Raw genomic sequence first — 22,930 nt, 5'->3', positions numbered from 1 at the left:
TTTCAGGTGCTGAAAGTGGCTTCGGTATTTTTAAAAGTAAGATTACAGAAAGCCTTTATTTTTTAAGTTTCTAAAAATCTTTTTTCCTGTATTCAGAAAGCAGTGTGATGAAGAAAAGCTGACCCGTTTCTGTTGCCACACTAATATGCGTAAACAATCAGCACCGTTGTAGCAGAAGTAACAGAGTCAGTTGAAGACATCTATTACCAGACAATGCGTAGGCTGAAAGAAATGACTAAGTTACTTGGCAATTTAGACAGCCACTTCAAAGAAACTAATCCCCCGGAAGTTGCTGCCTTATGCTTCCGAAAGTTAGAAAGAGCCCAAGTGGTGCAAAGTTGTGGCTTCAAACTGAGTTGCTTAGCGGAAACAAACAGTTCGAGAAAAGAAGCTAAAATAACACCTTTCAGCTTCTTTTAGGTTGTAATGTAGCTGATGCAAAATGATGATGGCTCATTCATTCATCTATTTAAAAATATATTTTCTACCTTTAAGCAGCTATGCTGCCTGAGGTGGAAATCTGAGAGTGGTGTCTAAGGTAAAAATAATGTTTTTGGTAAAAAGGCTGTTATTGACATGTAGCTGAACTAAGCAACATGCCTGGCTTAACCTAGGCGTAGTATCATCGTTCATATAAGGGAAACTTTTAACTGCACCAGGCTGGTCACCTCCGACTAATTAAAGACAAATATGACAAAAGCTGCTTCTTTTACGCCGGAAACACTCAAGCTATTTGAAGCCGTACCAGATTCATACCTGATTTTATCACCTGATCTTACCATTCTTACGGCTAGTACACCTTACCTGAAGGCAACTCTTAGAGAACGTGAAAGCATACAGGGCAAAAATATATTTGAGGCCTATCCCAATAATCCAGCCTTATCTAATTCTGATCCTACAACAAACCTTCGTCATTCCCTGGAGTGGGTACTACAGTATAAACAGCCTCACCAGATAGGGCTGATTCGCTATGATATTACTCAACCAGGGCTACCAGATAGCTTTGAGGAGAAATACTGGAGTTCATCGAATACACCTGTCCTGGATAGTGAAGGGAATATACAATACATCATCCATAAGGTTATTGATGTAACAAAACAATTAAAGACCGAAAATCAGGTAAAGGAATTTGAGCAGCAGCTTGCGCAAGCGCAGGGGCAGCAGGAAATAATTAATGCAGAATTAATAGTTGCCCGAGCTGATGCAGATCGTGAACGGGAAAAATTATATGATGTACTGATGCAGGCTCCGGCCATGATCTGCATTTTTAAAGGACCAAAGCACGTGTTCCAACTTGCTAATCCTCGCTACCAGCAGCTGGTCGGCGACCGCCCTCTGCTGGGTAAACCCATAGCCGAGGCAATGCCTGAGCTGGCTGGGCAGCCTATATTTGAGCTGCTGGACCAGGTGTATACTACCGGAGAAAGTTTTCATGCCCACGAAATGAAGGTGCAGTTAGACCACAACAACTCCGGCGAGTTAGGAGAAAACTACTACAACTTCACCTACCAAGCTACCCGCAATTCTAATGGTATTATAGATGGTATTTTGGTGTTTGCCTACGAAGTGACTGCACAGGTGGAGGCCCGGCAGGAGGTCGAGCAAAGAGAACAAGCGCTGCAAGTGCTCAATGAACAACTGACAGCGGCCAATGAGGAAATAAGAGCTGCTAATGAAGAACTGTCACAAACGCAACTGCAGCTTCAGGCCTTTAATATAGAACTGGAAGAGCGGGTAACAACCCGGACAAAAGAACTACAACTTTCTAAAGCAGAAACAGAAGTGCAGCGAAATCGCCTGCAGAAACTCTTTATGGAAGCTCCCGCTCCAATATGTGTACTGAATGGAGAGGATTTTATATTTGAATTAGTTAACCCTGCTTACCAGCAACTGCTGCCAGGCCGCAGGTTATTAGGCAGTTCTATGTTAGGTGAAGCCTTGTCTGAACTAGCAAGTCAACCCTTTGCCAATATGCTGCGGCACGTTTACCGAACGGGGGAAACAATGGAGAGTAAAGAAGAGCTTATTAGTGTGGCCCGGCATGAAGGAGCGCCTCAGGAAGAACGTTACTTCAATTATATACTACAGGCCCGGCGAAACGAAGAAAAGCAAATTAATGGTATCATAGTTTTTGTCCATGAGGTAACAGAACAGGTTGAGAGCCGGCGCACTGTTGAGCGAAGCGCCAATCAGTTACAACTTATAACTGATGCCTTGCCAGTGCTGATCGGTTATTTAGATAAAGAGGAAAAATATCGTTTTGCAAATAAGGCCTACGAACCTTGGTTTGGACAAAAGCCCCAGGACCTGCTAGGTAAACCTGTTCGCAAAGTGGTTGGGGAAAAAGCATACCAAGGGGTAAAAGGGTACATCAAACAGGCACTCGCTGGAGAAAGGCTTGACTTTGAGAGCAGAATGCCTTACCGGGAGAATTTTGTAAAATATATTCATACTAGTTATGTCCCTGATGTTAAGGAAGGAAATGTAGCAGGATTCTTTACCTTGGTTAACGACATTACTGAACAGGTAGAGGCACGGCAAAAGCTTGAAGAAAGGGAAAAGGAAGCACAAGCTCTTACCATGGAACTGGCTGCGGCCAATGAGGAACTTCGTACGGCGAATGAGGAACTCACCCGCACAAACGTTGACCTGGACAACTTTATTTATACAGCCTCCCACGATCTAAAGGCTCCTATCTTCAACATTGAGGGCCTGATGCAGTTGCTCATTGACTCCCTGCCCTCTCAGGTGCTGGCAGCACATGGGCTGACAGGTGTCACGGGTATGATTAAAGAATCCATTGAGCGCTTCAAACGCACAATTGAACACCTGACAGAAGTAAGTAAACTACAAAAAGAAAATAACCATGACGCTGTACTGGTCGATCTTTCAGAAGTAATACGGGATGTAAGGCTTGATCTTTCTTCTCAACTAAAGGCTGCTGAAGCTGAGCTGGAAGTAAATATAGACACCTGCCCTGGCATTCACTTCTCTGAAAAGAACCTGCGTTCGGTAGTCTACAACTTACTATCCAATGCTATTAAGTATCGCTCTCCCGATCGAAAACTTAAGATACAGATTAATTGCAAATCTGAAGAGAAATATGCCATTATCACCGTCCGCGATAACGGGCTGGGTATGGACTTACGCAGAAGCCAAAAACTTTTTACTATGTTTGGGCGCCTGCACGACCACGTGGAAGGTTCTGGCATTGGCCTCTATATGATTAAGAAGATCGTTGAGAATGCCGATGGCCGTATTGAAGTGGAAAGCCAGGAAGGTATTGGTACTACCTTCAGCGTTTACTTTAAAAACTGAAGCCGGTACGGTAAGCTTGTTAAGTAAAATGTTAACTTTTTAAGCCAGAAACCCAATGACTAAGGTCTTCTATGTCTTAGTTCAATGGGCTTCTGGCTTTTTAGGTTTACTAGCAGAGCAAAGCGCGGAGAAGCATATGTACTTTACTACCTGACACATATTGATTCAGAATCACGCTGGGGCTACTGTAAACCTGCAATATAGCTTAAGGCAACTACACTAATCCTTATTTCGGCGTAACAACACTAGGACTGCAGTGGTTAGAGCAGCACATACAGCTGCTTTTTGCAGTAAACCTTTACGGTTATATTTCCATTCTGCTTTGTAACCTTTTTCTGCAAAAATGTTGGGCACGTAGCCACGTTTCAGGTCATCAATAACTCCTTCCACTACATCTACTCGGTCTGCCATAATCAAAGGTAACCAGTGCGCAAAGCTTCCTTCTCCATAATTGAAAGCATACCGCCTGATTATGCCACTCAGCCCTCGCGGTGGCTTAGATGTCCCAAAAACAGCTGTTATGTTTGGTCTTTCAATAGAATGCAATACTTCAACATCAACAGGTTGCTGTGCAGGCCGTTTCCAACTATAGCCACTATGGTCGTCGTTAGAACGTTTCCTCATCGGGTAAGTAGGGTCGTTCTTAGGGTCAGCATCTACGCCCCATCCTTTAATATGTGAATAGTCTTTTGTTTTATTTTCCATAATAATGCTTTTTATACCTTGGCAGATGGTGGAATAAGAACTGGTTTAATACAGTTGTCCAGCTTATTTGCAAAAATGCGATAAGCATCGGACACTTCTTCTAAAGGAATGTGGTGCGTTATAAGGGCTTTCGGATCAAGAGTACCATTTTGTATATGATCAATAAGCCTTGGTAGCAGACGCTTTACCGATGCCTGGTTTCCACGGATCGTAAGACCTTTGTTCAGGGCATTACCGATAGGAATAAGGTTACCCGTAGGACCATACACACCTACAACAGAGACAACACCTCCTTTTTTGGCTGAGTTAATGGCCCATTGCAGCGCTGTGGCAGAACCTGCCTGCATCAGTGTTTTTCTACCTGTAAATGTTTGCAAAGCACTGCCCGCGGCTTCGGCACCAACCGCATCGATACAAACATCTGCACCCAGCGACTCGGTTGTTTTTTTTATGAATACCACAGGGTCTTCAATCGATTTGAAATTATAAGCCTCGCATTGCGCATACTTCCGCACAAAATCAAGCCGGTACTCCTCCTGATCAAAAACAATAACGCGTCCGGCCCCAAACAACCAGGCACATTTTGCCGCCATAATGCCGATAGGGCCTGCTCCAAATATTGCCACAGTGTCCCCCTTCTGAATGCCACCCATCTCTGCGGCCTGGTAACCAGTTGGCACAACGTCTGTCAGCAAAACAGCATCATCCGGGTGCATCCAATCCGGTAATACTGTAGGGCCAACATTGGCATAAGGCACACGAACGTACTCTGCCTGCCCACCATTATAGCCTCCGGCTATATGCGAATAGCCAAATATACCTCCAACAGCCGTAGCCTGAGGATTTGCTTCATGACAGTTCCCATACAGTTCCTGCTTACAGAAAGTACACTCTCCACAAGCAATATTGAAAGGCACGATCACCTGGTCTCCCACTTTCAGCTTGTGTACATCAGCCCCTATTTCTTCTACTATGCCAATAAACTCATGCCCAAAAGTCTCCCCTACACGGGTATCCGGCACATTGCCATTGTATAAATGCAGATCAGACCCACAGATACAGGAGCGGGTAACCCTCACAATGGCATCCTGCGGATGCAGTATTTCGGGCATAGGTTTATTACGATCGAGGCGGACCCTTTTAGGCCCCCGGTAATCCATTGCTAGCATAAGTATAGTTCCTTCCGGTTAATGTAAGACATATAGTACTATTTTAATGTTCTTCCAGAATGCTGCTTATCAGTGCAATATTCTGAATGATGTATAAGTAAATACTAATCTGCTATTTCAATGTTTCAGTAACTTTTTAAATAACAGGAATTATGAGTTTATACATCCTCCTTTATAATGTTGATGCTGTATAAAATAAGAGCGTTGGAGCAGGAAAAGTAAATACTTATATAAGTTCGGTTTTACAGGAGGTTTTAAAATCAGATCAGCATCATTAATAGTTTATGATTTCCTGCCAAATATTTTATAAAGAACCACCTCCCCTTCAATTATAAGTATGACATTACCGTGCATTAAATGCATGTAAGCCTAAAGAAGTGGATATTCAGCGTTGGGTAAACCTTACCGGCTACGCAGCGTTTTAACATATCTACCAACTTATAGCACAATAAATTATGTAATTATTTTGCGCCCATGTCACACTTTTTCATAGCAACACCTTTTCATCCTGTCAGCAGAAAGTACTTATGGGTGCGTATCAAATGTCTGCAACAGATAAAACAATAACAACTAATTCTTATATAACAACAATGTTCCCTGTACTATGGCAAATAATAAAACACAAAGCCAAAAGAATACTGGTTTTCAGATCAACAGAACAAAGCTCAAAACAGCCACTGCCGCGCAACAGGACCTGCACAACCTGTCTACGCCCGCCAGGCCTGTAGTAGACCCGGCTGATGTAGTGGTACCCGATGGGTATAAGATAGAACCTATAATGGTGGGCCTCTCCTTTCCTACTGATGTCTCCTTTTCAGATGATGGTACTATATTCGTAAGCGAAGGCGGCAGTTCCTGGCCTACCCGCCCCTATATGCCAGCGCGGGTTATCGTGCGACACCCTTCCGGAGATACAGAGGCCATCAGCATGAATGTGCATGCAGGTCCCAGAAGTGTAACATGGCGCGACGGTGAACTTTATATGGCCTTTAAAGGCGGATATCACATGCAAATCGCTAAATACAACCTGAGCACCAGAGAGTTAAAAATACTGATAGACCAAATTCCAAGCGGAGGCTGGCATGAACCGGGAGGACCTGTCTTCGGTCCGGATGGTATGATGTATTTTGGCCACGGCTCTGTTTCGCAACAGGGCGTGGCGCTGCCTGCGGGCTTTACCGTAGACCTTGCCAAGCACCCCAATGCGCACGATGTGCCGGGGCAGGATGTAACACTGACAGGTAATAATGTCAGGAGCCGCGACCCGAGAATGCCTTATCCTTTTATGGTAGATACGGGTGCTTTTAAACCTTTCGGCACATCGGCCAAAAAGGGAGAAGTGATAAAAGGAGAGCTGTTCTGTAACTCAGCAGTGTGGCGCTCCCGCCCTGATGGCTCAGACGTAGAGCTACTGGCCTGGGGCATACGCAACCCCTTTGGCATGGCAATCAGTGACGGAGGTGAATTATATGTAACAGACAATGATTTTGAAGAAAAAGGAGAGCGAGCAATTGCCAATGACCCAGACCGCATCTGGCATATTAAGAACGCTCGAAAGCCATTTGGTTCTATAACAACACCTGACTGGTACGGTTTCCCTGATATTTGTGGTGATGGTTTGCCGGTTAACCACGAGAAGCACCTGCCCAGCCGTGGAACTGCAGCGGAACTGCTACTCGAAAACCCTCCTGAATGGGCAGGTCCGGCCGTCTTTCTGGAGCAGCCACACTCCTGTATGTGCAAAATGGACTTCTCCCGCTCTGATGCCTTTGGTTATAAAGGAGAGCTTTTTGTGGCGGAATGGGGAGCACTGGCACCCCTTAACTCTCCGCGTCCGGAAGACCTGGACCATGGCTTTCGTGTAATTCGGGTGGACGTACAGAAAGGCACAGCAGAGCCTTTTATGCACAACAAAAAGATGGGACCAGCATCCACCTACGGCGGCGGCGGCATTGAGCGGCCTGTTTCCTGTAAGTTCAGCCCCGACGGCAAAAGCTTATATGTGCTGGACTTTGGGGTGGCAAAAGTAACACCTGGCAATATGCTGGCCTTTGCTCATACCGGAGTACTTTGGAAAATATCAAGAAAGGAGGACAACAATGAATAACACTACACAAGCCCCAATAATACTTATTGAACTGGACCAGGAAACCAGAAGCAAGCACCTTGATCGTGCCAAAGCATGGTTCGATAATGTGCTCCTGACACAGGCATCAAACCGGAAGCTGCTGGAAGACACAGTGGAGAAAATAGAGGAACCACATATAAAGCAATATCTAACAGAGATGGTCGAACAGGAGAAAAAGCATGAAGAGAAAGCAAGGGAGCTATTTTCTTTAATAGACAGGGAGCCATCTGATGTACGACAATTACTGGGGGAAGTAATGGGCAAGGCACGGCAGGCCTTAGGTGACTTTATAGCTGTTGCGGGTGGAGCCAAAGGGCCCTGGCAGGACCTGCACCAGGTTTATCTTTCTAATTACAACTCTTTGGGAGCCTTCGCAGTGGCAGAGCAGTTGGGTCTGGCACTAGGCATTCCCCGCATTGCTGAAATTACTTTCGGGGTGATGGCAGAAAAATCGACCAGCCAACTACTTCTACAGGAATGCGTGCTGGAAATGAGTTCCATGTCTATATTATACAAAGAGGATTTTTAAAGTTAGCTGCTGTACGTTGCTCAATAAGAGAGGTATACTGTGATCAGATTCTGTTTCGGTCTGCCTCTCTTTTGGAGCTTACAGTATTATTAACAGGCTTACTACTGCACCTGGTGGAATATTGGGAACCAATACTACTTCTAATTTAAGGTTTTGCAGTTGCTTACATTATCACTATTACAAACATCTGTAATACTAATATTTATACATAATAGTAATAAACCCAAGCTGCTTTCATCTCATAAATTTCCTAAATCTGGCAAAAGACATCAACCCTATAAATTGCACTCCGTTTTATACTTTATAAAGAAAGTATAAATAAAGGCACATGAAAGACACAAGAGGAAGACAAGCAGAAAAACCGAGTGAAATACCTGGGGCTGGATGGAAAGAAGTGATGTTAAGGGTAAAAGATCAGTTAAGTACTGATAACATAAATATAGTTGCTGCAGGTGTAGCATTTTACTTTTTTTTAGCACTTTTCCCTACTATAGCGGCCATCATCTCTATTTACGGGCTATTAACAGAGCCTGCCCAAGTAGAGCAGCAAATGGAGCAACTTACTGCTTTTTTACCACAGGAGGCACATCAGTTACTAACAGATAGGCTGCGTAGCGTAGCGCAAAAGTCTAGTACGACACTGGGCTGGGGAGTGTTATTAAGTATTCTCCTAAGTTTGTGGAGTGCCAACAGCGGCACAAAGTCCTTGTTCGAAGGTATCAATATCGCCTATGACGAACGGAACGACAGAAGTTTCTTTAAGCTAAACGCGCTGACCTTACTTTTTACACTTGGAGGGATTATAATAGGCAGCATCAGCATGGCTTTAGTCGTTGCTTTTCCAGCCATTATAGATAAACTGGGACTACCTGGGGGGGTTACCACAGTTCTCCAACTGGGAAGATGGCTTTTGCTGATTGCAATTATCATGTTGGCTTTAGCGGTTATTTATAAAGTCGCCCCTAACAGAGATAATCCTAAATTTAAGTGGGTAAGTTGGGGATCAGCTGTTGCCACCATTCTATGGGTGATAGGTTCCCTGTTGTTTTCATGGTATGTAAACAACTTTGGTAACTATGGCGAGACTTACGGCCCTGTAGCCTCAGTCATAATCCTGATGCTATGGTTTAACCTTACAAGCTTTATTATCCTGCTGGGAGCAGAAATTAACTCTGAACTGGAACACCAAACAGCTAAAGACACTACTGTAGGTGAAGAAAAGCCTATGGGCAGACGCGGTGGTTACCATGCAGACCATGTGGCAGACGGATCAGATAATCAATAGTAGTGTTACAGAGAGTACATACTCTGAAAACCACCAGGTTAGGGTAGCTCGTAAAAACGCTTAAACCCCATCAATAACTAAAAAGGCTCTTAAACACAACACAAGTGTAGGTTTAAGAGCCTTTTTAATTTATTTTAGATTACGAACTGTATCATCCATAGATATGGACTTTTCTATGCACCAAGCGGGAAGTTAAAAACAAACCTTGTGCCGTCAGGGGTTACGCCATCTATTCGGGCCATTCCGTTTTGAGATGATTCCAGGGCCGAATCAAGCTCAGCGACATTGGCTATTCGCCTGCCATTGACACTGATAATAATAGTTCCTTCCGGAATACCTGCTGCATCCAAAAAGCCGCCACGTTGCAATTCAGTCACTATCACACCTGAATTTAAGCCATAGCGCTCCTTATAAGAATTCGGTATAGGAGCAAAAGAGGCTCCTAGCTTCGTATGTAAACCACTCTCTGAGTTATTGTTACCACTAGTAACAGCGTTAGTCGGCTCTGCCCCTTTCAACGTTACAGTTACTTCATTTTGGTTTTTTCCACGCAGGTAGGTTAGTTCCACTTTGTCTCCAGGTCGATGCCGGGCGATTCTTTCGGAAAACTCTGCTGATGAGTAAACTTCTGCGCCGTCTACGCTCAGGATAATGTCACCTGTTTTTAACCCTGCCGCAGCAGCAGCACTTCCTTGTTGTATACCTGTAATATATACTCCTTTCACTGATGCCGGATCTATGCCCTGTTCTCTTAATATCTGGTCTTCCACCGAAGGAGCCGGGAAGCTTACACCCAGATACCCACGCCGGACTTCTCCATACTCCCGGAAGTCTGCCACCACTTTTTTAGCAAGATTTGCAGGAATAGCAAAACCGTAACCTGCGTAGCTCCCTGTCTGGGAGGCAATGGCAGAGTTAATTCCCACCAGTTGTCCGTTGGCGTTAACCAAAGCACCTCCGCTGTTGCCAGGGTTAATGGCAGCATCCGTCTGGATAAAAGACTCAATAGCCGTTCCAACTGACACCTGTTGTCCATCTAGGTTGCTTTGCTGGCTCGGACGGTTCAGAATGCCAATGCTTCTTCCTTTCGCACTTACTATACCCGCTGTAACAGTGGAATTCAGCGACAAAGGGTAACCTACAGCCAACACCCATTCCCCTATCTGTACATCATCGGAATTTCCCAACTCCACAACCGGCAAATTATTTCCCTCTACTTTTACCAAAGCCAGATCAGTGCTGGGGTCTCTTCCAATCAGTTTCGCATCGAATGAACGCCTGTCAGGTAAAACAACTTCTATCTCAGATGCATTTTCTATAACATGGTTATTGGTAACAATGTAGCCATCTGCCGAAATCAAGACACCTGAGCCGGAAGCCCTAGCTGGCGTGTTCCTTCGGGGAGAGCCATAAAATTCTTCTAAAGGATTGCGGGATCCTGCAGTTGAGGAAGCATAAGTGGTTTTAATATGCACAACAGCAGGAGACACCATGGATGCAGCCCTGACAAAATCAGGATTTCCTGCTGAGGAAGTTGTTTTATTAACATTGCTGGTGAAGCCTAGGCTCTGGTTATTCTCCGGTAATGAATTGCCTAGCATCTTTTTATCTACATACCGGTATCCTGCTATAGCTACAATGGCTGAGATGAGTGCTATCAACAGAATCAAGCCTGCTTTTTTCATAACTTTTAATGGTTTCGTTTTTGTACCTCTACCCCGGCCAGCTCTTAAAGAACCGCTCCTTTCGCTCCCGCTATACAAGATGATGCTCATAATATGTGTAATCTTTGGCTTATCTATTATTATATAGTCTTTGTTTTTTAAACTCAACTCCAGCATTAACCTCTTTCAAGAAAGTTTAAAGAAATATCTGGCGTTACCGGATTAGCAGCATTATATAAGGGAAAAACAGATTATCAGGCGCTCCTGATAGACTTAATACTACGAAGCAGGTTCTTCAATGTTTAAAAGATTCAGCAGTAGCCTTACCCTATTCTCAACAATACTAAAAGCATACTAAATCTTAGAAGCCAATAGCTTAACCAAACTACTTTATATGTATAGTTTGTTATTTACTTGCATAAAGCTGTAGATAAACAGCACCCCACAGGCTTCTTAAATTTTAGCGGGAAATCAACGTGAGCCGAACAGCAGATTTAGGTAAAGATCCTATTTCATCTTTGTTCTTCCATAAGCTTTATCTTTTTAAGGTTGTTCACAGCTGCTATATTAGCTATGCAACCTATTATGGCATTCAATATAGGAGTACAATTACCGCAAAGAGTGTTAGAGATATCCAGGTTCTCCATGCTTTTTTCTTTATTTGTAGGTGATACAGTTTATGTACTTGGGCTCGTGTTTCCTGGTTTTCTGATTAATTTATTTTCTAATCAGGGAGCATCTTGCAAAAGCAAGAGTTGATTAAGAAGTAAGCCTGCTACCTGAGCTATAATCTTGAACTTTATACACAAAAAGTGCTTCCTATTAAAGCAGTTCCACATCTAAAACCAGGACTTTTCGCACCAGCATAAGAGAGGAACAGGAAGCAAAACAGCAACTTACTAGTTCTGCTTAAGTTCTTGTACTGAAGCATTCTCCCGCGACAGTGCGAAATCATCAACTTCTTTTACAGCACCTGGTTGTAAGTCACCTAGCAATGTAGCTCCAATACGTACCCGAAGCAGGCGCAAAGTCGGGAAGCCTACCGCAGCTGTCATTCTGCGCACTTGCCTGAACTTGCCTTCGGATAGAATAATAGAAACCCAACTGGTGGGGCCATGGCGGTCGTCTCTGATTCTGCGGCTACGCTCAGCAAAATCAGGGGGCGTTTGGAGCCTGAATGCTGTACAAGGCTTGGTTTCGTACCACTTCTTTCCTTCCCCTATCACCACCCCTTGCTGCAGGTTTTCAATAGCCTCATCCGTTATCAAGCCATCCACCTGCGCATAATACTCCTTCTCCACTTGCTTACTTCGGACCTGCTCACTCATTTTGCCATCGGTTGTGAGCAGTAACAAACCTTCACTATCTTCATCCAAACGGCCAATAGCCATGGTCCCTTCCGGAAAATAGTGCAGCTCTCCCAGCAGCTTTTTATTTTTATGTTCACACACGAACTGGCTGAGGTAACCGTAAGGTTTATGAATAACAAAATGTCTGTGTGTCATTTTTTGCTTCTTGCTTTTTCTTGCAGCATCTTCATAATGTCGCTACAATAAAAGATGTAAAACCATTTTCAGGCTTTTTAAACTATTCCAGCTTTATTTCCCCGAAAGTAATAGTTTTATTTTATCTGCAACTATCCTTCATGTGCTAATGTTGTCAGCAACTCCGGTTCAATGAACACCTGTTTATAGGCAGGATATTGTTTCTGAATGTTTTGCCGGATTCTGTTGATTGACTCTGCTGTGGTTGCCTGGTTATAATCTCTGCTAAAAACAACAGGTAAAACCAATACAATCTCTTCAGGTGCCAGGTACATCGATAGCGGTGTCAACACTTTTTGTGCAGCAGGATCAGCCTCTACCAAAGCCACAATAGTATCAAGTTCCTTTTGGTCGGCACTCTCTCCCATCAGCAGGCTACGGCTCTCCCGGGCCAGCAATATGGAAATGGAAATCAGGATAAGACCGATAATAATGGAGGCAATACCATCCAGGTAAGGGTTTTGCAACTGGTGCCCCAGGAAAACCCCCAGGAAAGCAACAACAAGCCCCAGCACATCAGCGGCATCTTCAAATAGCACCACAAAGGTGGAAGGATCCTTACTTATTCTCACCGCGCTCCAGAACGGCGTGCTCCCTCTTTGCCTGTTAAACTCCCGCACAGCCGTAATCAGAGATATACCATCAAAAACAATAGCCACCCCTAATACAATGTAGTTCCAGATTGGATTCTGGATAAGCACGGGATGCTGAATATGCATGATTCCTTCATACAAGGAAATGCCACCACCCACGGCAAAAATCAACAGCGACACAATAAAGGCCCAGAAGTACAGCTCTTTGCCATAACCGAAAGGTCGGTTTCTGTCGGCTGGCTTTTGGCTGCGTTTTATGCCAAACAACAGCAGCACTTCGTTACTGGTATCTACCAGAGAGTGGATACCTTCAGAGATCATAGCAGAACTGCCGGTTATACCCGCTGCAATAAACTTTGTGACAGCAATCAGCAGATTTGCCAATAAGGCAGTATAAAGAGGCACTTTAGAGGCAGCCATGTAGTATTATTAAGTTTGTTTAAGCTTTTTCAGTTCTTTCGCGGTACTCTTTAACGCCTGGTCGCTGGGCCGGGTTGACCTTTAAGAAAAGATAAATTGCTCTTAAATCTTAACATTTACTGAATAGGACCTTGTATAACCTCAGGGACCATTGAACATAGACAGCACAGCAGGCCTTGCTCCACGAAAGTGCTTCTCTTCCCTATATCTCAGCGGGATTTAGTACCTCTTCCTGTAAACCATTCCATCGCACTACCAGAGATATGGGCCGGAATTTCATGCACACCGTCAAACTCAACATAATTTACCGCTAAGCCCTGGCGCTTCAATTGTGACGCAATACGCCTGCCACAGGGGTCGATCCGCAACACAGGGTCATTCACTCCATGAGAAATAAAGACAGCAGGCTTTCCTGTATTTTCCAATGTAAAAACAAAGCCCGGAGAGAAGGCAATAAGGTGGGTAAACAGGTCTCCATTAGTTAAACCTAAACATAAGGCATACGAAGCACCATCCGAAAAGCCACCAATGGCTACATGTGCAGGGTCAATAACATACTTTTCAAAAGCAAGTTCCAGAGCCTGTTCTATGAAAATGACATCCGGTCCGAAGGCATCGCTGACAATAATATCCCAAGAGTATTTTCGCGCAGCCGGCGCTATCAGGATAATGTTGTTGGCATCGGCATACTGCCTGAGCAACGACAGCCCCTGCTCGGCTGAGCCACCAGCCCCATGTAACATAACAGCCAAAGCCGCAGGACGGCTGCTGTCATACTCTTTGGGAACGTAGATAAAACCATCCTTTTTATTGTCTAAACTGAGCTGTTCAACCCCTGTTGTAAACTCAGCTTTTGCAGTGTGCTTACCTGGTGGTGTTACAGTTAAGCGTCCTGTTTTGTACTTATCCCTTTCTGTGACCATATCTTCCCTTCCCTATTAAACCAAAATTATTTACAGGAATACGATAAAATAACAACTGCTGCTGAAGCTTTTGGTTACTTTACAAAAAAAAGCTGTCACAGGTAAACTAGCTAATAAATAAGCTTTGCAAAACAGCTTTGAATAATCTCCCTTCAAAAGAAGAGGATATAAGCATGCATTTAATAGGTTAGACAGAAGTAACTACTCTTAGCAGAGTAATCCTTTCTTTATAAAAGCGTTATATTTACAAATATCTTCTACTGTAGCAGCCGGTAGGTAGTATTTTAACTGAATAGCTGCCTGATGATAAGATGAAAAACTGGGCTGGTAATATAGTGTTTAGCACTGAAAATGTGTATTATCCTACATCGCTTGAGGAAGTACAGGGACTGGTAAAGAAACTTGACAAAGTAAAAGGCCTTGGATCCCGCCACTGCTTTAACCGAATTGCAGACAGCAAGTATAATTTTCTTTCGCTAAAAGAGCTGAATAAGGTGGTGGCGCTGGACGCTACGACGCAAACAGTTACTGTAGAGGGTGGCATAAAATATGGGGAACTGTCTCCTTACCTCCACGCAAAAGGCTATGCATTAGCTAACCTTGCCTCGCTTCCCCATATCTCTGTTGCTGGTTCCGTTATTACAGCTACGCATGGCTCAGGTGTTAAAAATGGAAATCTTGCCACTGCTGTATCGGCCCTAGAGATTGTGACAGCCGATGGTGATGTACATATCTTATCAAGAGAAACTGATGGCGGTAGTTTCAATGGGGCTGTTGTTAGTCTGGGCGCTCTTGGCATTATAACAAAAGTAACGCTCGATATTGAGCCTACCTTCATGATGCGGCAATATGTCTATGAAAAGCTACCCCTGTCACAACTACAGGAACACTTCAGAAACATTATGGCTTCAGGGTATAGTGTCAGTCTTTTTACCGATTGGGCAAGTGACTACATAAACGAAGTATGGATAAAGAACCGGCTTGATGAAGGAGTAAACTTTGAAGTACTGCCAGACTTTTATGGAGCAACAGCGGCAATAAGAAATATGCATCCCATTCCGGAATTACCCTCTGAAAATTGTACAGAACAAATGGGAGTTCCTGGCTCCTGGCATGAACGGTTACCGCACTTTAAGATGGGCTTTACACCAAGCAGCGGCACAGAGCTTCAATCTGAGTACTTTGTATCAAGTAATAATGCAGTAGACGCAATCCTTGCTGTAGCACGTTTGGGTAAACTTATAAGCCCCTACCTTTTAACTTCTGAGATACGCACCATTAATGCTGACAATCTTTGGATGAGCCCCTGCTACAAACAATCCTGCGTAGCTATCCACTTTACATGGAAGCAGGACTGGCCTGCCGTGAGTCAGTTATTACCAATAATAGAAAAAGAACTGTCTCCTTATAATGCTAGGCCACATTGGGGAAAGCTATTTACAATGCCTGCAAAAGTGCTTGAAACACGTTATGAAAGGCTGCCAGATTTTAAAAAGCTAATGGCTCAGTATGACCCGCAGGGTAAATTCCGCAACGACTTTATTAATTCGACCATCTTTAGCAACTAATAAGCAAGGTAATTACAATGATCAGGGGAATGTTCGCGAAGATCGCTTAAATAGAACCGTCAAAATAGGAAGCTTCTGAATTAACCTCTTGGCTAGTTTTGATCCTGATTGAAGATGCCAGAACCTGCCACATAAAAAAGGAGCCTGATGCTCCTTTTTTTATAGCAATTGTACTTTCAGATTAATATTTGTCTGATGTATTGGCACTACCAACAGTTTCGAAATGAGTAGCTTGTTTTATAGTCTTCTCTTTCCCATCGGCATCTTCATAAGAACGTTCCTCCACTTCTACTGAAAGGGATTTTCCTTTTAGTTCTTTAGAGTCTACCTCAGCTCCCTCTATACCTACTGCCTTTAAAAAAGAAGCCAGAATAGGTTGCCCCGGTTCGCTCAGGTAGAAGCGCTGGTTCACAAAACCATCTTCATTTTCAAGGCGGCAGTTAATAAAAGGGATCTCCTTTCTTTCGCTTTTACCTTCTTCTACTTCAGTTATGGTTACCATATGCCGGCCTTCCGGTAGAAATGGTTTTTCATTTATATTGAGTTTCATATTATCCTCTTTTTTTACTAACTAGATACGCAAATAAAGATAAAAGTTAACATACCACCTACTAATGCTAAATTATTTAGTATTAGTAGGTGGTAATAACATCCTCCAATCTCTATGGCAAGCGCCTGTTAAATTATTTATTCCTTCTGCTATCTGCCTCCGTGTCTCCTTATGTAAAAACGTTTGTCACCTTATATTAGATACATATACTACACTTCTATAAGACCAGGAGGACATTGTGTAAAATCATCTCTAAAACAGGAAGTATTTTGTTTCTAATTTACCTGCTACTCATGAGCCTTGCATTCTTTCATCAGGGGCGTTTCATTTCCTTTCTACATAAATTGCCACCAAACTACCTGTTTAAATTTAGGCAGGAGTTTGAAGAAGTCTTGATTTCTGTACCCGTTTATGCTAAAACTGGACTCCTGGGGAGAAGCAGCCAGCACCTATACAGATCTTTACTATGACATTTTTCTGTTAGGCTATCGTGGTTTTGGTAAAAGCGAAGGGGGTAATCAGCAGCGAAAAGCAATTTTATGGAGATGTACAGACAGCATACAATGTGCTAAAACAAAAGTATGCCGAAAACCTAACAGTAGTGACAGGACATTCCGTTGGAACAGCCTCAGCCGTCATGCTGGCAGCGAAAAACCAGCCCAGGCAACCTAGTTTCTGCAAACTCCATATTACAATTACAGCCTAAGAGACTTGTGCGAAACCTATATCTTTTTGAGCCTTCCTTTCTGCTAAAATATAAGTTGGAGACTTTCCGTTTCATAGAAAGCACTAAAACTCCTGTCAGAATCTTTCACGAAGACAGGGACGAAGTCATTTATCCGGTATCCATAGAAAAGCTGAAAGTACATCTGAAACAAACGGACAGGGTAACATTACTGGAAGGTCAATGACATAATAGTATGAACAGAAACTCTGCTTATCAAAAGAATTAACAATCCTGCTTTCCAGCAAGAACTAAAGCGTCAGGGGCTTCTTAATTATCTATAAAGGCATATACTTTAAAACAAAAGTCAGGCTTATTTAGTAACAATCTTAAATTAGTGTTTAAACCCATGGAAGGTATCTTCAGAAAAACCGGAAAATCGCCCCACAGTACCTATTCACCCCAAAACGAGCAGGAAGCCTGGATTGCTATTATGCATGCCTGTATAGCCGTTGACGATGATGTTGCCGATGAAGAGCTTGATGAGCTAGCTGAAACATTAGCTGGCAAAGCATTGTTTGAGGGACATGATGTGCTAGCCTACAGTAAGGCAGTCTTTTATACCCATACCCAAATAGGCAGCAAGCGCTTAATTGACTATGCAGTAGATAAAATATCACCTGAAAACCGGGCCACTCTCTTTGCCCAAACCATACAACTGGTACTTGCTGATGGTATTTTAGAAGATAGAGAAAGAGAACTTGTTGGCTACCTCTACTCAGCCCTGGACTTGGATGCAGATTTGGCAAATAAAATAGTTGACGTGATTCTTATTCTGAATAAAGACAACAGCTGATTGTGGTAAAAAGTAACAGCCTCTAGGATAGTCGTAAAAACAATACTTACTCCGAAAGCCTCACTACCACCTTACCCACCGTTTTCCCTTGCTGGAACTGGCGTATCGCTTCATGCATTTCTGCAAAGTTATATACCTGCCCAATATGCTGTGGTTTCAGCTGGAGTGCCTGTAGTTTCTGGAGCATCTGGTGCATCATGTCGGTCTGCTCGTAGAGGTAGATAAGGTTGAAACCCATGAGCGACTTGTTCTGGGTAGGCAAGCGCAGGGGATCTATTTTGGGGCGCTTAAAATATTTCCAGAGGAGCCTGGGGTAGTTAGGCTTATCTCCGTGACTGCTGAAACTAGCGTTACCGTACACGACCATCCGCCCCATTGGGGCCATCGCTTTCCAGCCTTGCATCAGAATTTTACCGCCTATACATTCCATAATCAGGCGGAGCGGGCGGTCACCCAGCGTGTTCTTAAGTTTGTCATAAAAGCTGTCAGCCCGAAGTATGACAGCATCATAGGCTTCTTCCTCCCGCAGAAAATCGACTTTGTTGGCGCGGCCTACGGTGCCAATGGTGTACGCCCCGTATTTTTTGCAGATGCGGTTTGCCAGAATACCGACACCGCCTGCTGCACTGTGTATCAGCACGGTCATGCCCTGCTGCAGATTACCCAGTTCTGTGAGAGCATAAAAAGCCGTCAGCCCCTGCACCAGGAAGCCTGCCCCTTCCTCAAAGCTCCATCCATCAGGTAGCGGAATAATATAGCGATGGTGGCTGTTGATGTGTGATACATAACCACCGAATTTTGTGGCTCCCATCACGCTGTCGCCCACTTTCCATTCCGCAACGTCCGCTCCCACTGCTATTACCTCACCTGAAAACTCCAGGCCAGGAATAAACGAACCTGAGGGAGTGGCACTGTAGAGGCCCTGCATGGCAAATACGTCGGCAAAGTTTAGCCCGATCGCCTTCACCTTCACGCACACTTCATCCGCTTTAGGCGGTTCTAACGCTTCTGTCTGTAGTTGCAGATTTTTTATGGAACCTGCTTTGGGCATGCGGTAAACCTGGCGTTCAAGCATAAGCTATACTTTAATTTTGTTTTTGAATCTGTTCTATGATTTACTCAAGTTAAGTAAAAGCAGGCAAGTACAGAAAGCAATGTATACACTGAGGTTTATCTTGGTAGGGAACATGTAGATTAGTTTGCTGGTGCGAGCTTGCAGCTCGTACCTCCCCTTTATACCAGCTTTAACCAAACTTTGATAACTTAATCATCTGTCATAAATTAACCATATAGAAGTAGTAGGCTGCTCTTAATTATGAAAAGGAACGAGCTGCAAGCTCGCACCAGCCTCAAAACTAAAATCTCAAGATATGCAGCTGTTCCTTATTTCTCCTCACAAGATTAGTTTCAAAGTGCACTTCTACTGCCTTAGTAATTATAAATTAGCTACACATGCAATAGCACCTTCTTGTAAAATACGCCTGCTTTCAACTTACCTCTATATAACGGTTAATCCAAATGTGCTACACTTCCCTCACACGATCAACGAATAACAAATTTCTACTGCTTTCCCTCGTCCATGCGCTTGCGAACGCCGTCATCTACACCTCTTCCTTCTTGCATGGGCTCGTAAAGCGAACCTGGAGTGGGTGGTGCTGGTGGTGCGTTCTCGATCTGGTATTTATGTATAATGTTGCCAGACAGCCATTCGGTGAAGCGCGGGAAATACCGATGGGAAAGCCAGGCTCCCTTTGCCTTCCAGCCCACTGGCAGTTCATTTTTGCGGCGAAGCGAAGCCCGAATAACGGCATTCACTACTTTGCGTGGCGGGTCCATAGCGGCCATGCGTGCGGTGCCGCCACTGTAGTTGGCCGCGTGCCTCCAGAAAGGTGTGTCTACGGCCCAGGGCTCCACAGTAATCACCTCTATGTTCTTATGTCCGTCAAGCCTTAGCTCCTGGTTTAGCGCCTGCCCCAGATTTAGAATTCCGCCCTTGGTAGCGGCATAAGAGGCATAGTAAGCCAACGGATTTACACTTTCGATAGAGCCCATATTAATAAGCCGTCCGTAGCCCTGCGCCCTAAACTGCCGAATGGCGGCTAGCTTCCGTAAATAAAACCCTTCAGGTTAATGTCGACAATGCGTGCCTGGTCCTCCACGGGTATTTCCCAGAAACGCCCGATGCCGCCAACTCCCGCCATATTGATCCACACATCGATTGTGCCGTATTGCTGCACCGCGGCATCAGTCAGCCGTTGCACATCCTCCGGTTTGCTATTGTCCGTAGTCACCACCAGTGCTGTTCCGCCTGCGGCTCTTATGTTACTGGCTACCTCCTCCAGCAGCTCTGTTCTACGCGCGGCTATTACCACGTTGGCGCCGTAAGCTCCCATTTTCTCGGCCACACCACGGCCAAACCCGCTGGAGGCACCCACAATCACCACAGTTTTACGGGCTATCTTACGCTGACCAGACTTCCCTAAATCCCAGGTGGCACAACCGCCTAATCCAAAGCTCAACAGCACAAACAATAAAACAAGTACCTGTGCCCGACCAGCAAGTATAGCAGTTCTGCTCCGGTTGTGCTGGTAAAAAGGCTCACCTGAGTTGCCACCACATGGCATTACCAACCTCTGAGAGGTATTTAAATTATAACCTATACCTGCTTCATTGTTCCTGTTGCGAATTCGTAACGCGGCCTTAAGCTGTTTCAGAGGAGTCATAGTTTGAAATGTAAAAGTGTGCGATTAAATAGAACGCTGCAGTATGATGTACCACAGCTATACATTTCACGGTGTATGGATAAAGAAGTTATACTTAATTATTGAGACAATAGGCTTTTGAGTAAGTACTTTTTGTGAGGCCGGGAAATCAGCAGATAGTTAAAGATAGACAACAGCTTTTTGATTACTATAGAGTATCTGCCAGGAAGGTTTATAAAAGTACCTGATATTATTTGCAAGTTATTTTATACTTTGTAATGCATACCTTGAACGTACGAAAGACAAGCATCAGTTACATTCTATAATCAATAATGAAGCAAAGCCAAAAACTCTGGAGTAGAGAAGAGTTGATATTAGCAGCTAACCTATACTGCAAGCTTCCCTTTGGAAGACTTCATCGAAATAATCCAGAGATTATACATTTAGCCCAACTCATAAATCGAACACCGAGTTCAGTTGCTTATAAATTAGTAAATTTTGCTAGTCTTGATCCTAGTTTACAGTCAAGAGGTATAAAAGGAGCACAAAACACAAGCAAATTGGATAAAGAAATATGGAATGAATTTTATCATAATTGGGACACCCTCTCTTATGAAAGCGAGAAATTAAGAGCTCATTTTGAGCATTCCACTGTTGAAGAGATTAATAATATTAATAATACAGAACTTCCAAGAGAAGGAAAAGTAAGAGAACAGCTCGTAAAAGTTCGTGTTAATCAAAGCTTCTTCAGACGCACGGTTCTTGCTGCCTACAATTCTACCTGTTGTATTACGGGGCTACAAATTTCGTCTCTTTTGATTGCAGGTCATATAAGACCTTGGGGTATAGATGAAAGCAATCGGTTGAATCCAAGCAATGGAATTGCTATCAACTCTTTACATGACAAAGCTTTTGAAGCTGGGCTTCTCACTATTACACCAGACTATAAAATCAAAGTTTCTCCATCATTAAAAGAACAGATAAAAGATAAAGAAATTGTACAGGAATATTTTCTAAAGTATGATCAGAAAGGAATAATTTTACCTTCTAAGTTTTTACCTGATAAAGAGTTTCTAGCATATCATAACAGCGAAAGGTTTATTTCCTGATGATCAACCATAACCTCCTCTCCCACTTCCAGAATATCAACACCTGGAAAAGCAAAGGCATTCGTGCGCCTCACAAGCCGCTGCTGATGCTATTGGCTTTGGGAGAAATACAAAGGGGAAACACGGGTTTTATACCTTACACAAGAATAGAGCCAAAACTGAAGGAGCTTCTCCTGGATTTTGGGCCACACCGCAAAACGCTTTACCCAAACTTTCCTTTCACGAAGCTGGCGAACGATAAGCTCTGGCAGTTTAACAAACCTGAGCTACTGGATACCAGGCAGGATTATAGTTCGAAGTTTCTTCGTGACCATGACCTCCAGGGGAAATTTCCGGATGAAGTGACACAGCAGCTAAAGCAAAACCCTGAGCTGCTACGGAGTGTGGCAGAACAGCTCCTGGAGCAGAACTTTCCTGACACGCTGCACCAGGATATACTCGATGCAGTTGGCCTGAACATCGAGATCAGCAGAGGAAATTCACAACAGAAACAGGTAAAAAAACGAGATCCGCTTTTCAGAGAAAGTATACTGAAGGCCTACGAATACCAATGTGCCGTGTGCGGTTTCGGTGTTTGGCTGAAGCATAAAATTCTGGCACTGGAGGCCGCACATATCATGTGGCACCAGGCGGGCGGACCTGATGTGGAAGTGAACGGCCTGGCCCTCTGCGCCACACATCATAAATTGTTCGATTTAGGCGCATTTACATTAAATGAGGATTTAAGAATGTTGGTTTCTGATGAAGTAAATGGCATTGGAGCTAACGAGTGGCTCCTTCAGTATCATGGTAAGTCTATTAGACCTCCTCAGAAGAAATCTTTTTATCCTAACCCGGCTTTCACCTTTTGGCACGTAAACGAAGTCTTCAAGGGAGGATATAGAGACTTATAATATCCATGCTATTAATAAGCCGGCCTTCAATAACAACTTAAAATACAGTCATCTCTAAGCAGAAAAAAACGTACCTTTAGGTAAAATTAAATATTATACCCATGGGAAAGTCACAAGATTCTAAGAAAGAGGTAAAAAAGAAACCTGCTAAAACCACCAAGGAAAAGCAGGCTGCCAAGCAGGAAAAGAAAAAGAATAAGTACGATTAATAGACTATAATAAATTATGATCGGGTTGAGCGTCAATAGATAAACAAGTGCTTCCACTACAGAAAAAGTAGGTTATAGCTACCATACCATTGCTTGGTTTC

20 protein-coding genes are annotated in these 22,930 nt (G+C 43.7%); 10 read left to right on the top strand and 10 right to left on the bottom strand.

What is annotated here, in order from left to right; genetic code table 11:
• Nucleotides 1-690 precede the first annotated feature (690 nt).
• Nucleotides 691-3,318, top strand: a complete 2,628-nt coding sequence (locus tag LN995_RS11105; RefSeq protein ID WP_229961133.1) for a PAS domain-containing protein — start codon at nt 691-693, stop codon at nt 3,316-3,318.
• Between the two features lie 219 nt (nt 3,319-3,537).
• Here LN995_RS11105 and LN995_RS11100 read toward each other — a convergent pair whose 3' ends face one another.
• Both LN995_RS11100 and LN995_RS11095 read right to left on the bottom strand, forming a co-directional pair.
• Nucleotides 3,538-4,023 carry a hypothetical protein gene (locus LN995_RS11100; RefSeq protein WP_229961132.1) on the bottom strand — a complete coding sequence of 162 codons (486 nt, stop codon included), beginning with the start codon at nt 4,021-4,023 and terminating at the stop codon, nt 3,538-3,540.
• A gap of 11 nt (nt 4,024-4,034) precedes the next feature.
• Nucleotides 4,035-5,192 (bottom strand): zinc-dependent alcohol dehydrogenase, encoded by a 1,158-nt coding sequence (locus LN995_RS11095; protein WP_229961131.1) that lies wholly within the window; start codon nt 5,190-5,192, stop codon nt 4,035-4,037.
• 604 nt (nt 5,193-5,796) lie between these two features.
• On the opposite strand from LN995_RS11095, the gene LN995_RS11090 reads away from it, so the two are divergent.
• From LN995_RS11090 to LN995_RS11080, 3 genes are all read left to right on the top strand, one after another.
• The gene (locus LN995_RS11090; protein ID WP_229961130.1) at nt 5,797-7,299 is read left to right on the top strand and encodes a PQQ-dependent sugar dehydrogenase; all 1,503 of its coding nucleotides are present in this window, start codon (nt 5,797-5,799) and stop codon (nt 7,297-7,299) included.
• Nucleotides 7,292-7,849 carry a hypothetical protein gene (locus LN995_RS11085; protein ID WP_229961129.1) on the top strand — a complete coding sequence of 186 codons (558 nt, stop codon included), beginning with the start codon at nt 7,292-7,294 and terminating at the stop codon, nt 7,847-7,849. The genes LN995_RS11090 and LN995_RS11085 overlap by 8 nt, the downstream gene beginning before the upstream one ends.
• 328 nt (nt 7,850-8,177) lie before the next feature.
• Nucleotides 8,178-9,134, top strand: coding sequence for a YihY/virulence factor BrkB family protein (locus LN995_RS11080; RefSeq protein WP_229961128.1), 957 nt, complete (start codon nt 8,178-8,180; stop codon nt 9,132-9,134).
• A 173-nt stretch (nt 9,135-9,307) separates the two neighbouring features.
• Here the strand turns inward: LN995_RS11080 and LN995_RS11075 are convergent, their stop codons facing one another.
• The 4 genes from LN995_RS11075 to LN995_RS11060 form a co-directional block, all read right to left on the bottom strand.
• On the bottom strand, nt 9,308-10,819 hold the full coding sequence (locus LN995_RS11075) for a trypsin-like peptidase domain-containing protein (protein ID WP_229961127.1): 1,512 nt from the start codon (nt 10,817-10,819) through the stop codon (nt 9,308-9,310).
• A gap of 878 nt (nt 10,820-11,697) precedes the next feature.
• Nucleotides 11,698-12,303, bottom strand: a complete 606-nt coding sequence (locus tag LN995_RS11070; RefSeq protein WP_229961126.1) for a pseudouridine synthase — start codon at nt 12,301-12,303, stop codon at nt 11,698-11,700.
• Between the two features lie 131 nt (nt 12,304-12,434).
• On the bottom strand, nt 12,435-13,355 hold the full coding sequence (locus LN995_RS11065; protein WP_229961125.1) for a cation diffusion facilitator family transporter: 921 nt from the start codon (nt 13,353-13,355) through the stop codon (nt 12,435-12,437).
• 209 nt (nt 13,356-13,564) lie between these two features.
• Nucleotides 13,565-14,278 (bottom strand): alpha/beta hydrolase, encoded by a 714-nt coding sequence (locus LN995_RS11060; RefSeq protein WP_229961124.1) that lies wholly within the window; start codon nt 14,276-14,278, stop codon nt 13,565-13,567.
• 311 nt (nt 14,279-14,589) lie between these two features.
• Here LN995_RS11060 and LN995_RS11055 point away from each other — a divergent pair, with 311 nt between their 5' ends.
• On the top strand, nt 14,590-15,846 hold the full coding sequence (locus LN995_RS11055) for an FAD-binding protein (RefSeq protein WP_229961123.1): 1,257 nt from the start codon (nt 14,590-14,592) through the stop codon (nt 15,844-15,846).
• 181 nt (nt 15,847-16,027) lie between these two features.
• On the opposite strand, the gene LN995_RS11050 is transcribed toward LN995_RS11055, so the two are convergent.
• The gene (locus tag LN995_RS11050; protein ID WP_229961122.1) at nt 16,028-16,396 is read right to left on the bottom strand and encodes a hypothetical protein; all 369 of its coding nucleotides are present in this window, start codon (nt 16,394-16,396) and stop codon (nt 16,028-16,030) included.
• 490 nt (nt 16,397-16,886) lie between these two features.
• Between LN995_RS11050 and LN995_RS11045 the strand changes: the two genes are divergently transcribed.
• From LN995_RS11045 to LN995_RS11035, 3 genes are all read left to right on the top strand, one after another.
• On the top strand, nt 16,887-17,102 hold the full coding sequence (locus tag LN995_RS11045) for a lipase family protein (protein ID WP_317206946.1): 216 nt from the start codon (nt 16,887-16,889) through the stop codon (nt 17,100-17,102).
• Between the two features lie 7 nt (nt 17,103-17,109).
• Nucleotides 17,110-17,307 (top strand): hypothetical protein, encoded by a 198-nt coding sequence (locus LN995_RS11040; RefSeq protein ID WP_229961121.1) that lies wholly within the window; start codon nt 17,110-17,112, stop codon nt 17,305-17,307.
• A 162-nt stretch (nt 17,308-17,469) separates the two neighbouring features.
• Entirely contained in the window at nt 17,470-17,916 is a 447-nt protein-coding gene (locus tag LN995_RS11035) for a tellurite resistance TerB family protein (RefSeq protein WP_229961120.1), read from the top strand.
• A 46-nt stretch (nt 17,917-17,962) separates the two neighbouring features.
• On the opposite strand, the gene LN995_RS11030 is transcribed toward LN995_RS11035, so the two are convergent.
• From LN995_RS11030 to LN995_RS21900, 3 genes are all read right to left on the bottom strand, one after another.
• On the bottom strand, nt 17,963-18,991 hold the full coding sequence (locus LN995_RS11030) for an alcohol dehydrogenase catalytic domain-containing protein (protein ID WP_229961119.1): 1,029 nt from the start codon (nt 18,989-18,991) through the stop codon (nt 17,963-17,965).
• Between the two features lie 485 nt (nt 18,992-19,476).
• Nucleotides 19,477-19,968, bottom strand: coding sequence for an SDR family NAD(P)-dependent oxidoreductase (locus tag LN995_RS21905; RefSeq protein WP_262910467.1), 492 nt, complete (start codon nt 19,966-19,968; stop codon nt 19,477-19,479).
• 47 nt (nt 19,969-20,015) lie between these two features.
• Entirely contained in the window at nt 20,016-20,639 is a 624-nt protein-coding gene (locus LN995_RS21900; RefSeq protein ID WP_262910466.1) for an SDR family NAD(P)-dependent oxidoreductase, read from the bottom strand.
• Nucleotides 20,640-20,950: 311 nt separating this feature from the next.
• Here LN995_RS21900 and LN995_RS11020 point away from each other — a divergent pair, with 311 nt between their 5' ends.
• Both LN995_RS11020 and LN995_RS11015 read left to right on the top strand, forming a co-directional pair.
• Nucleotides 20,951-21,727, top strand: a complete 777-nt coding sequence (locus tag LN995_RS11020) for an HNH endonuclease (protein WP_229961118.1) — start codon at nt 20,951-20,953, stop codon at nt 21,725-21,727.
• Nucleotides 21,727-22,620: a phosphorothioated DNA-binding restriction endonuclease gene (locus LN995_RS11015; protein ID WP_229961117.1), complete on the top strand. Its 894-nt coding sequence runs from the start codon at nt 21,727-21,729 to the stop codon at nt 22,618-22,620. Before LN995_RS11020 ends, LN995_RS11015 begins: the two co-directional genes overlap by 1 nt.
• Nucleotides 22,621-22,930: the final 310 nt, after the last annotated feature.

The sequence above is a fragment of the Pontibacter silvestris genome, assembly GCF_020907275.1.
Lineage (GTDB): Bacteria > Bacteroidota > Bacteroidia > Cytophagales > Hymenobacteraceae > Pontibacter > Pontibacter silvestris.
This window is presented reverse-complemented; position numbering and strand designations above follow the sequence as displayed.

What these genes read in the sequence shown, in the direction of transcription:
- LN995_RS11105 (WP_229961133.1), top strand. Translation starts at nt 691, where the DNA reads ATGACAAAAGCTGCTTCTTTTACGCCGGAAACACTCAAGCTATTTGAA.
- LN995_RS11100 (WP_229961132.1), bottom strand. Translation starts at nt 4,023, where the DNA reads ATGGAAAATAAAACAAAAGACTATTCACATATTAAAGGATGGGGCGTA.
- LN995_RS11095 (WP_229961131.1), bottom strand. Translation starts at nt 5,192, where the DNA reads ATGCTAGCAATGGATTACCGGGGGCCTAAAAGGGTCCGCCTCGATCGT.
- LN995_RS11090 (WP_229961130.1), top strand. Translation starts at nt 5,797, where the DNA reads ATGGCAAATAATAAAACACAAAGCCAAAAGAATACTGGTTTTCAGATC.
- LN995_RS11085 (WP_229961129.1), top strand. Translation starts at nt 7,292, where the DNA reads ATGAATAACACTACACAAGCCCCAATAATACTTATTGAACTGGACCAG.
- LN995_RS11080 (WP_229961128.1), top strand. Translation starts at nt 8,178, where the DNA reads ATGAAAGACACAAGAGGAAGACAAGCAGAAAAACCGAGTGAAATACCT.
- LN995_RS11075 (WP_229961127.1), bottom strand. Translation starts at nt 10,819, where the DNA reads ATGAAAAAAGCAGGCTTGATTCTGTTGATAGCACTCATCTCAGCCATT.
- LN995_RS11070 (WP_229961126.1), bottom strand. Translation starts at nt 12,303, where the DNA reads ATGACACACAGACATTTTGTTATTCATAAACCTTACGGTTACCTCAGC.
- LN995_RS11065 (WP_229961125.1), bottom strand. Translation starts at nt 13,355, where the DNA reads ATGGCTGCCTCTAAAGTGCCTCTTTATACTGCCTTATTGGCAAATCTG.
- LN995_RS11060 (WP_229961124.1), bottom strand. Translation starts at nt 14,278, where the DNA reads ATGGTCACAGAAAGGGATAAGTACAAAACAGGACGCTTAACTGTAACA.
- LN995_RS11055 (WP_229961123.1), top strand. Translation starts at nt 14,590, where the DNA reads ATGAAAAACTGGGCTGGTAATATAGTGTTTAGCACTGAAAATGTGTAT.
- LN995_RS11050 (WP_229961122.1), bottom strand. Translation starts at nt 16,396, where the DNA reads ATGAAACTCAATATAAATGAAAAACCATTTCTACCGGAAGGCCGGCAT.
- LN995_RS11035 (WP_229961120.1), top strand. Translation starts at nt 17,470, where the DNA reads ATGGAAGGTATCTTCAGAAAAACCGGAAAATCGCCCCACAGTACCTAT.
- LN995_RS11030 (WP_229961119.1), bottom strand. Translation starts at nt 18,991, where the DNA reads ATGCTTGAACGCCAGGTTTACCGCATGCCCAAAGCAGGTTCCATAAAA.
- LN995_RS21905 (WP_262910467.1), bottom strand. Translation starts at nt 19,968, where the DNA reads ATGGGCTCTATCGAAAGTGTAAATCCGTTGGCTTACTATGCCTCTTAT.
- LN995_RS21900 (WP_262910466.1), bottom strand. Translation starts at nt 20,639, where the DNA reads ATGACTCCTCTGAAACAGCTTAAGGCCGCGTTACGAATTCGCAACAGG.
- LN995_RS11020 (WP_229961118.1), top strand. Translation starts at nt 20,951, where the DNA reads ATGAAGCAAAGCCAAAAACTCTGGAGTAGAGAAGAGTTGATATTAGCA.
- LN995_RS11015 (WP_229961117.1), top strand. Translation starts at nt 21,727, where the DNA reads ATGATCAACCATAACCTCCTCTCCCACTTCCAGAATATCAACACCTGG.